The organism is uncultured Megasphaera sp. (assembly GCF_958350005.1).
In the GTDB taxonomy this organism is placed as follows: Bacteria; Bacillota; Negativicutes; order Veillonellales; family Megasphaeraceae; genus Megasphaera.
On the sequence record NZ_CATWFF010000094.1, the window covers coordinates 1 to 8,054 of the forward strand.

Below are 8,054 nucleotides of genomic sequence, written 5' to 3' on the forward strand. Positions count from 1 at the left end.
CGGCAAATACGTCGTTCAATGCTTCAGCTAATACGTTTTTAATGTCTTCGTTCATTTTAAAATCTCCTTTTCTATACGATTTACCATAGATTCACCAGCAATATTCAGTAGCTCAATATACATCTGATTGCGCGTTTTTACCCAGTCAGATGATGTCGTATTAATCTGCGCCTGCAGTTGTTCCCGCAGGCGTTCTTTTCGTTTGTCCAGTGCTGACGTAATCAGCTTAGACAGCAGCCGCTTAAACAGATTTCCCATTGTCTCACCTCCTTTCACTATGCGACAGATACAAGGATCACCTCCTAGACTTCACGCATTAACCCCTGGGCACGGTACCAGTTGGCATTGCCTCGCATGACGTCGCCGCCGCTCCAACGGGCATCCCCTTCATGCACAACGAGCAGGTCCCACCGTTCGACCGTCGTATCCGGGCCGTAAGGCGCGCAGGCTGGATAGCCGTCTTTGTTGTCGGCAGCTTCTGCGTGCGTCATGACACGCTGCAGATCAATCGTTAAATCCAGCGCATCAGCCAGCACGCATACGACCTGAGCCATAGCATTAATCTGTGCTTCGGTAGGTGGATACGTGCCGAGATTATTTTCACTGACCGCATCAAGTGCACAGCAGAGCGTAATCGCTACACTGCCAGTATTACGCATGTAGGTGGCTGACTTAACCTCTGCCAGATTGTCCGTCGATACCCATACACGACCGTCGCCGGTAATGTTGACGTGATACTCGTCAAATGTCTGGTCGTAGTCGCCAGCTGTCCAATGCATGTATAACTTGACATCTCTGCCCATGCTCTTTGCACCAGCCCATAGGTCATGATAAGCATCTCTGGCAAGCTGCTTGAGTTCCTGTAACGTTACTTCTCGCATTTTGACTCATCTCCTTTTGTTACGGATGATTTGACATTGCCGCCAATATAGCCGAGTAAGCCGCTGGCGATGCTCATTGCCAGCTCATTCATTGCATAAAAAATGGCCAGCATCAGAGCAATTACCAACCCGATGATGACCAAAACGTCTGCAATATTGATTTTTTCAAACACTTCATTCATGGCTTTTTCTCCGCTATGCTGTGCGGTAATACAATCGTCTGCTTATAAATTGCGTCAATGGCTCCATTTCCGTCCAGTGCTTTATACGACCGATACATGTCCATAACATTTTCCAGATTATAAATCGGGATGTATCCACTTTCTAGAGACATATGACAAATGTTAATAATCTCAGTACGTAGCAAACTCCGTACTGCGTCATCCCGCGCATCTTGCTTCTCAACGAATTTTCTCATATAATTATAGGCTAATTTAAATGCTCCGCACTGTATCAAGATGACTGCAAAATCTAACCAGTGTCCTTCTAACGGCTCCATATAATCATCCCTCCTATACTGCTGCAAATGATTGGTCGTTCATCACCGTAGAAGCATTGCCACCACGTTGTAATAACTGGCCTGAAAACTGTGGAATCCATATTTGGCGGCTTTTTTGCCCTGTGCTATCAACAGGAATATTAAGTAACTGCCCATATTGGCCAGGTTGATTCTTGAATTTATTTGCTTCGTCATAGTAAATGATACATATCCCTAATGCGTTCCATCCTTGATTAGATGTGTCCGCTGGAACATAATTAACACCATAGCGATGCAGCCAGCCCAATAATAAACTTCCCAGTGCGTTTCCTGTAGCTTGTATATTGGATGCCGTAGCTGCATTTCCTGTTATATCGGTTATATCAACATTCCCGTTTACAGGGTATTTGCCATTTACTTGCTTTACTACGTTATTTATTTCGTTAATATTTTTCACTTCAAATACTGCGGAACCATCTGTTATTTCCATACTCGTATCATCCTCCATAATTGATATAGTAATTCACAACTAAAGACTTAGGCTGGACAGTAGTTGATGCGCCATAAATGGGATTACTGCGGGATGCATCGAGATTCATATGGATTCTATGATTTTCAGGTTTTGCACTTGCCGGAGATGTTGCGAGTGTACCATCTGTATAAAAACATCCATTAGTACTATCATTCCAGGCTACTGCCTGTGCTGCGCTAAATGCCCCTGTAATATTCGGTAATCCCGGTGCACGTGTCTTCCCCTTATCCGCTACCGTTCCGCCTTCCAAGAATCTGCCATCTGTAAGCTGTGGCAGAGTATTATTCGGAAACACACCATCCAGTAAAGGATACTTTTCCGTGTCTACTGCACTGCCATCACACAACAGCAGATAATCATATGCATTGGGCGTAGTAATCAGTGATACTAGCTGTCCCAGCTGATACCTGCACCGTTTATCCCTAAGCAGCCATACCACCGAGCCGTCTCTCTTTATAAACACCGTCAATGCCCCCCCCGTGGTGGACACGTCTGTAAAGTCCGGCTCACTGGTTCCAGTGGTACCTGCTGTCTTACACTCTAGGTACGCCCATGAGGGAAGATTCGGACTATATGCAATATCACCTACGGCGTAGGCTTTGTTGCGCTGTAAAAAATGGCATTGTAACTGTTTAGCAAAACGAGCATCCAACAAATCAATGAGATGCGCCAGCCCAGTCGAGTCCAGACGGTCTTCTGCACGCGGTATCGTTGTTTCCCGGGCACTGTCTACGGCACCGGCAGTCGCAACGTCTCCCGATTCAATATCTCCGATTTCATAGGTGACCGCATCCTCCTGGGCGGCGACCTTTCGTTTGACATTCATATGTATACCTCCTTTATTATTTATCAGCCGCCGCAAACAACGCGTCGATCTGATCGTTCGTAATAGGCACGATCTGCGTACCGATATCAGCGCTAATCGTCCCGTCTTCGGCAATCGTTACGCCTGTGCCAGCTTTGACACCGCCCAGCGTTTCTGTCGATGCGGCAGGTAATACATAGTTGGACAGCCCATCCAGTTTGGTTTTATAGGCAGCTGTAAAGTCGTTTGTCGACAGGCCTTTACCGTTTACTTTATCGACTTTATTACCAACTGCACCGACAGTAGCTACTTCGTTACCAGCAGCCTGGCCGCCATAGTAAGCCTTACCGCCGCTGACGAAAATACCTTCGTTTGTCGTAACAGCAGCTTCGCCTTCACCGGTTGTAACGGAATTACCGAGAAACAGATAATTGGTTGTCTTAGCCTGTTCGCCTTCGCCTGTTGTTACCGCTACGTTTTTGACGAGGCCACCGCCGTTGACAGACAGCTGATGATCGGCAAGATTAATATCTTTTTCAGCGTTATATTTAGCGTATGCGCTGAGATCCTGTGCGGCCGGAATGTCACTCTTTTTAGCAAGTTCATTGCCCGGTGTGTTGGTAGCATCCGTACCTTCGCCGTAATAGATTTTTCCTTCTTTGCCATGCAGCTGTGCGCCAGCCATACCACCTAACTGGATGCCGGAATCAGCGCCCATCAGATGAACGTTAGCTACATCGAGGGTATCGCCAATTTTAGGCTGATACTGTGACAGGTCAATGCCATCCAGTTTCTTCTTATCTGCCGCGCTCATCAGGCCATTTGCTGTCTGCGTAGCCGGGCCATACTGTGCCGAGCCAATGGCAATCCATGCGCCGGCCGTGCCGTCGTCAGCCTTTACAATAGTAGCGTCTGCATTCGTTTTTGTAGCTTCATTGGCGGCGTCAAAACGGTAGATCATATTTGTGTCTATCAGGGACGTCGTCCAGCCTTCAACTGGTGTCGTAATCGCTTTCAGGGCTGCCAGGTCAGCTACCGGTGGCCGCCACGTCATGCCGCTGGTTACGGCCTGCAGCTGGTCAGCTGTTGCATAGTATCCCGCTGTATGGCCCCCGAATTTCTTGACGCTGTCTCCGTCAAAATAAGATGGTAATACCGTGATTTCAGACGGCAGGCTGGCCCCTGGGACAACGCCGGTAAGTTTCGTCGCATCGACAGACGTTGCAATGATGGTAATATCTTGACTGCCGTCAAATCCAACGCCTGCTGCAGTGACGGCGCCGCCGATACCGATAGCACGAGCTGCAGCCAGTTTTGCCGCTGTATCAGCATTGCCACCGTTAATCGTAAGGCCGTTAATATGTTCGACGAGGCCTTCACTGGCACTCCACGCCACATCAGCAGCGTCCATCAGTTTAAATGTGCCATTATTTTTCTGCTTGATTTTCGCAATAAGCTGAATTGTTGATTCTGCCATTATTATTACCTCCCCTTATTTCTGCACATTGACGGTTGTATCGCCAAGGTTTGCATTTCCGGACTGATAGACGTTATACGATACTGTGGCGCCGCTGGCGTTCGTAAAATCAAACGTCTTGACCAGGCCAAATCCGCCTTCAAAGCCGCCGACGAAAAACCGTGGCGTTCCCCAGCTGGCAGGGATTGCATAGAAAATATAGTTCCCTTTATCAGCTGTGACCGTGAATGTCTTCTGGAAATTGTCAGCTAGCTCATTCCCACCAAGCGCCAGTACAAACGCACTGTCGATAGCATCGGCAGTGGCAGGATTTCCCACACCCCAATACCGCTTATCTTTGAAATATACGCCCGTCGTTTTTGTAGACGTCGTTTTCCCGTCGGTAGCAACCAGCGTCCACGATGTATTTTTCGTAAGCCCCAGTTTCGTCAGGGCTTTGCTCGTAGCTTTCAGATCCTGTGCTGTATCGTCCAATTTCACGCTGTTTGGACTGCCATCGATACTCCAGTTCAAAGTAACATCATCAACGGTGGCGCCGTTTTCTACAGTGTTGACTGTATTCGTAAAGCTTTTAATGGTTACAGGGACATACAGTAATTCATCCAATGCGTCCTGCACCGTGCCATCACGGAAGGAAATCGCATCAGCACCGGTCTTGTTTTTCTGCAAATATGCTTCATCACATTTTCCTTTAAATCTCGTCAAGCCATCTGTTGTCAATACTTGCTGTTCTGCCATAGAAATCACTCGCTTTCTGTAAATAATGCATCAATTTGTGTGGTTGTAATTGCTGTAATCTGCCCGGCGACAGCAGCTTGCTGCGCCCAGGACTTAGCAGACATGGTTTTCCCTGTCGGGCTATCCGCATCATCAGCGCCATCCGGGCTGTCCGGTGACATGGCCCAGGCCTGCGCATCCTGCACGGCCCCCTCCAGGTCCTCCCATCCCGGTGGTACGGCAATCGTTATCACCGTCGATGTATTTGTCATGCCGCTGCCGTCTCCGATAGATGGCAATGACCCATCCGTATCTTCCGGCAGCGTTGCTACATCATGAGCTACGCAGACGACCTGGATCGCCGCCGGAAAGTTCGCCGTCCGGATTCCATCTTTATTAATGACATATACATCATACATAAGCGGTCCGGGATTAAAGCGGCGCGTAATCACCGACGGAACCGTAATATAGAGGGCATTGGTAGACAGTCCCGTTGTGGCTGCCGAGCATAACGCCGTCGCCATACACGACGATTTAACGGAAAAATACACCCTGTCTGTCGGCTGGATCGTATAGCCGTCCAACTCCAGGACAAACCGCCACGTGTCTCCTTGTGACACAATGAGATTCGCCCCGTCCAGTTCGACCATAACGTCACCTCCTTTATACTAAAGAAAAAAGCAGGAGGAATGTAACATGAAATTACCTAATGGATTCGGCAGTATTACCTGCCTGAGTGGTGCCCGGAGGCGGCCGTGGGCTGTGCGCAAAACAATAAACGGTCATCAGAAATACCTCGCTTACTTTGCCAGCTACGACGATGCGCTGGCGTACCTTGCGGATTACAACAAAAATCTGGTTGTGTACGCTCCATCCCGCATGACCTTTGCTGACGTGTACCGGCTGGATATGCAGGAGCGGCGCCGGCGTATTGCCGCTATTACGGCCAAAAACTATGATATTGCCTTTGCCAAATGTAAGGTCTTAAGTGACAGGCCATTACGGGATATTGCTGTCTCTGATCTGCAGGCTGTCATCAAGCAGGTATCTGACAGCGGCGTCGGCTATGCTACACAAAAGAGAGTCCGGCAGGTCATGCACAACGTGTACAGGTACGCTGTCAAGTACCAGCTATTGCCCCAGTCGGGCGACATCAGCCGTTTCGTGGACGTCGACACGCCGCAGCGCAAATATAAAAAGCTGCCATTTATTACCAGACAGCTCAACCGCGTCAAGGCCATTGCTGACAACGAACAGCACCCGCTGTCGCCCTGGGCCAAATGCGTCATCATGATGTGTTACAGCGGTCCCCGTCCGTCAGAGTTCTTGAGCATCCAGAAGTCTGACGTCAAGCTCCACAGCCGCACCTATAAAATCCGGCACAGCAAAACCAAGGCCGGGCAAAATCGCCTTGTCCCCATTTCCAGAAAGGTAAGCCAGTATTATGCATGGTGGATGGCACGAAGCGGGAAAACGCTGATTACAGACGACGATGGCCAGCCGCTGACGTATTGCCAGTTCCGTCGGCGTTTTGATAAAGTCATGGACGCCGCTCATTGCCACCACACGCCCCATGAGTGCCGGCATACCTGCGCTACCTGGCTGGACGATAAAGGTGCCAATAAAATCGCCATTAAACGCATCCTTGGCCATGCCATCCCGGATATTACCGACGGTATATATACGCATAAACATGTACGGCAGCTCAAAAAGGCGATTGACCTGTTGTAACTAACGTGTCACTAGGGTCATCGCCTGTAGGTTTTCTATTCAGTTAATTCTGCCAGCAATTTGTAACTTATGTGTAACTATTGGCAATGCTGCGCCGTATCCGCTCTGTTATGCCGTTTCAGCAGGTAAATACGGCTTCAGTTCGTCTGCCGTCTTACAATTCTTCACTTTTTCCCGTACGGCAACAAAATCCTGATACGCCGCTAACTGCTGCGTTCTGGCGGCTTCTCCGGCCTGCATCATCTGTTCTTTCGTTACAGCGGCCAGTTTGGCCGTTTTCCCGTCCGTATCATAGACTTTATACTGGCCAGAATCGCCCATCAAAGTCAGGGCAATCTGCCAGTCCTGCTGACCTGCTGATGTTGTAGCAAAGCCCATATTGTCAACGACAACGTTGGCGTCTCGTTTGGCTACGTACTGCTGATACTGGTAATTCAGGGCCTGTGTTTTCAGTTCGTCCAGCGTCGGCGGAACGTATTCCCGCTTTTCTTTGGCTGCCAGATACGTGTCAATGGCGTCAATATATCCGTCGTATTCTGCAATCGGGTAGTCCGGCCATTCTTCTTTGCTCTTGCCGTCCTGCTGGACAACAGGCTGCCGCTGCTGATCGTCATAAATAACCTTGACCGGCAGCATCTTAATGCCGCTGTCAGCCTTAAAATTGGCGACTGTATCAGCGTACTGTTGTTTACCGTTAATGATTAATACATCATCATTCAAAATCTGAAATACTTTCATTGTTATCATCCTTTCAAAGAATACTACGTATTGACATTGTATTGCTATCATATTACAATAATCATATAAGGAGGTGCGTATAATGTCACAAACTACGATAAGCGTCCGTATGGACCCTGTATTGAAAAAAGATTTTGACGCCGTCTGTAATGAATTGGGATTATCCATGACAACGGCTATTACCATGCTTGCAAAAAAAATGTCCCGTGAAAAACGACTTCCCTTTGACGTATCCATCGACCCGTTTTACTCTGAAGAAAACACGGCCCGTCTAAGAAAATCCATTGCCCAGATGGAAACAACTGGCGGTACCATTCACGAGGTGCCAACCGATGATTAAAGCCTGGTCTGATGAAGCCTGGGAAGACTTTGAGTATTGGCTCAAGCAGGACAAGAAAACGCTCAAAAGAATCTTGGCACTCTTAAAAGATATTGAGCGGAATGGATATGAAGGAATTGGCAAACCAGAACCTCTGGTCGGTGATTTATCTTCCTATTGGAGCCGCAGGATTGACGCCGCCAACCGCATCGTCTATCGGATAGACGGGAATATAATTAAAATCGTTCAGTGCGGTTCCCATTACAGGGATAAGTAAGAAGTAATACAAGAAAACATCTCTAAGTTTTAGGGCTATTGCATGGGAATTATCATCCATGCAATAGCCCTATTTCTGTATACGTTCCCTGTCGAGGAA

The 8,054-nt window shown here is 48.3% G+C and carries 13 protein-coding genes; 3 read left to right on the top strand and 10 right to left on the bottom strand.

Going from position 1 to position 8,054, the window contains the following annotated elements:
• Positions 1-51: 51 nt before the first annotated feature.
• Genes Q3886_RS06590 through Q3886_RS06630 form a run of 9 tightly spaced genes read right to left on the bottom strand, consistent with a single transcriptional unit; the run spans position 52 to position 5,540 of the window.
• Positions 52-258 (bottom strand): hypothetical protein, encoded by a 207-nt coding sequence (locus tag Q3886_RS06590; RefSeq protein ID WP_301860447.1) that lies wholly within the window; start codon positions 256-258, stop codon positions 52-54.
• A gap of 44 nt (positions 259-302) precedes the next feature.
• Entirely contained in the window at positions 303-881 is a 579-nt protein-coding gene (locus Q3886_RS06595) for an N-acetylmuramoyl-L-alanine amidase (protein WP_301860448.1), read from the bottom strand.
• Positions 869-1,063, bottom strand: a complete 195-nt coding sequence (locus Q3886_RS06600; RefSeq protein ID WP_301860449.1) for a hypothetical protein — start codon at positions 1,061-1,063, stop codon at positions 869-871. The genes Q3886_RS06595 and Q3886_RS06600 overlap by 13 nt, the downstream gene beginning before the upstream one ends.
• Positions 1,060-1,380, bottom strand: coding sequence for a hypothetical protein (locus Q3886_RS06605; RefSeq protein WP_301860451.1), 321 nt, complete (start codon positions 1,378-1,380; stop codon positions 1,060-1,062). Before Q3886_RS06605 ends, Q3886_RS06600 begins: the two co-directional genes overlap by 4 nt.
• A gap of 13 nt (positions 1,381-1,393) precedes the next feature.
• On the bottom strand, positions 1,394-1,849 hold the full coding sequence (locus Q3886_RS06610; protein ID WP_301860453.1) for a hypothetical protein: 456 nt from the start codon (positions 1,847-1,849) through the stop codon (positions 1,394-1,396).
• 7 nt (positions 1,850-1,856) lie between these two features.
• Positions 1,857-2,717, bottom strand: coding sequence for a hypothetical protein (locus tag Q3886_RS06615; RefSeq protein WP_301860454.1), 861 nt, complete (start codon positions 2,715-2,717; stop codon positions 1,857-1,859).
• A gap of 16 nt (positions 2,718-2,733) precedes the next feature.
• Positions 2,734-4,173, bottom strand: coding sequence for a hypothetical protein (locus Q3886_RS06620; protein WP_301860455.1), 1,440 nt, complete (start codon positions 4,171-4,173; stop codon positions 2,734-2,736).
• 15 nt (positions 4,174-4,188) lie between these two features.
• Positions 4,189-4,911: a hypothetical protein gene (locus Q3886_RS06625; protein ID WP_301860456.1), complete on the bottom strand. Its 723-nt coding sequence runs from the start codon at positions 4,909-4,911 to the stop codon at positions 4,189-4,191.
• 5 nt (positions 4,912-4,916) lie between these two features.
• The gene (locus Q3886_RS06630; protein ID WP_301860458.1) at positions 4,917-5,540 is read right to left on the bottom strand and encodes a hypothetical protein; all 624 of its coding nucleotides are present in this window, start codon (positions 5,538-5,540) and stop codon (positions 4,917-4,919) included.
• 46 nt (positions 5,541-5,586) lie between these two features.
• Between Q3886_RS06630 and Q3886_RS06635 the strand changes: the two genes are divergently transcribed.
• Positions 5,587-6,621: a site-specific integrase gene (locus Q3886_RS06635; RefSeq protein WP_301860460.1), complete on the top strand. Its 1,035-nt coding sequence runs from the start codon at positions 5,587-5,589 to the stop codon at positions 6,619-6,621.
• Between the two features lie 108 nt (positions 6,622-6,729).
• Here Q3886_RS06635 and Q3886_RS06640 read toward each other — a convergent pair whose 3' ends face one another.
• Positions 6,730-7,359 (bottom strand): hypothetical protein, encoded by a 630-nt coding sequence (locus Q3886_RS06640; protein ID WP_301860461.1) that lies wholly within the window; start codon positions 7,357-7,359, stop codon positions 6,730-6,732.
• Positions 7,360-7,441: 82 nt separating this feature from the next.
• On the opposite strand from Q3886_RS06640, the gene Q3886_RS06645 reads away from it, so the two are divergent.
• Positions 7,442-7,699, top strand: a complete 258-nt coding sequence (locus tag Q3886_RS06645; protein WP_301860462.1) for a type II toxin-antitoxin system RelB/DinJ family antitoxin — start codon at positions 7,442-7,444, stop codon at positions 7,697-7,699.
• A complete protein-coding gene (locus Q3886_RS06650; protein WP_301860463.1) occupies positions 7,692-7,955 on the top strand; it encodes a Txe/YoeB family addiction module toxin in 264 nt (87 codons plus the stop codon). Before Q3886_RS06645 ends, Q3886_RS06650 begins: the two co-directional genes overlap by 8 nt.
• The last annotated feature ends 99 nt before the right edge of the window (positions 7,956-8,054 follow it).

Coding starts and splice junctions, on each gene's coding strand:
- Q3886_RS06590 (WP_301860447.1), bottom strand. CDS start 258: ATGGGAAATCTGTTTAAGCGGCTGCTGTCTAAGCTGATTACGTCAGCA.
- Q3886_RS06595 (WP_301860448.1), bottom strand. CDS start 881: ATGCGAGAAGTAACGTTACAGGAACTCAAGCAGCTTGCCAGAGATGCT.
- Q3886_RS06600 (WP_301860449.1), bottom strand. CDS start 1,063: ATGAATGAAGTGTTTGAAAAAATCAATATTGCAGACGTTTTGGTCATC.
- Q3886_RS06605 (WP_301860451.1), bottom strand. CDS start 1,380: ATGGAGCCGTTAGAAGGACACTGGTTAGATTTTGCAGTCATCTTGATA.
- Q3886_RS06610 (WP_301860453.1), bottom strand. CDS start 1,849: ATGGAAATAACAGATGGTTCCGCAGTATTTGAAGTGAAAAATATTAAC.
- Q3886_RS06615 (WP_301860454.1), bottom strand. CDS start 2,717: ATGAATGTCAAACGAAAGGTCGCCGCCCAGGAGGATGCGGTCACCTAT.
- Q3886_RS06620 (WP_301860455.1), bottom strand. CDS start 4,173: ATGGCAGAATCAACAATTCAGCTTATTGCGAAAATCAAGCAGAAAAAT.
- Q3886_RS06625 (WP_301860456.1), bottom strand. CDS start 4,911: ATGGCAGAACAGCAAGTATTGACAACAGATGGCTTGACGAGATTTAAA.
- Q3886_RS06630 (WP_301860458.1), bottom strand. CDS start 5,540: ATGGTCGAACTGGACGGGGCGAATCTCATTGTGTCACAAGGAGACACG.
- Q3886_RS06635 (WP_301860460.1), top strand. CDS start 5,587: ATGAAATTACCTAATGGATTCGGCAGTATTACCTGCCTGAGTGGTGCC.
- Q3886_RS06640 (WP_301860461.1), bottom strand. CDS start 7,359: ATGAAAGTATTTCAGATTTTGAATGATGATGTATTAATCATTAACGGT.
- Q3886_RS06645 (WP_301860462.1), top strand. CDS start 7,442: ATGTCACAAACTACGATAAGCGTCCGTATGGACCCTGTATTGAAAAAA.
- Q3886_RS06650 (WP_301860463.1), top strand. CDS start 7,692: ATGATTAAAGCCTGGTCTGATGAAGCCTGGGAAGACTTTGAGTATTGG.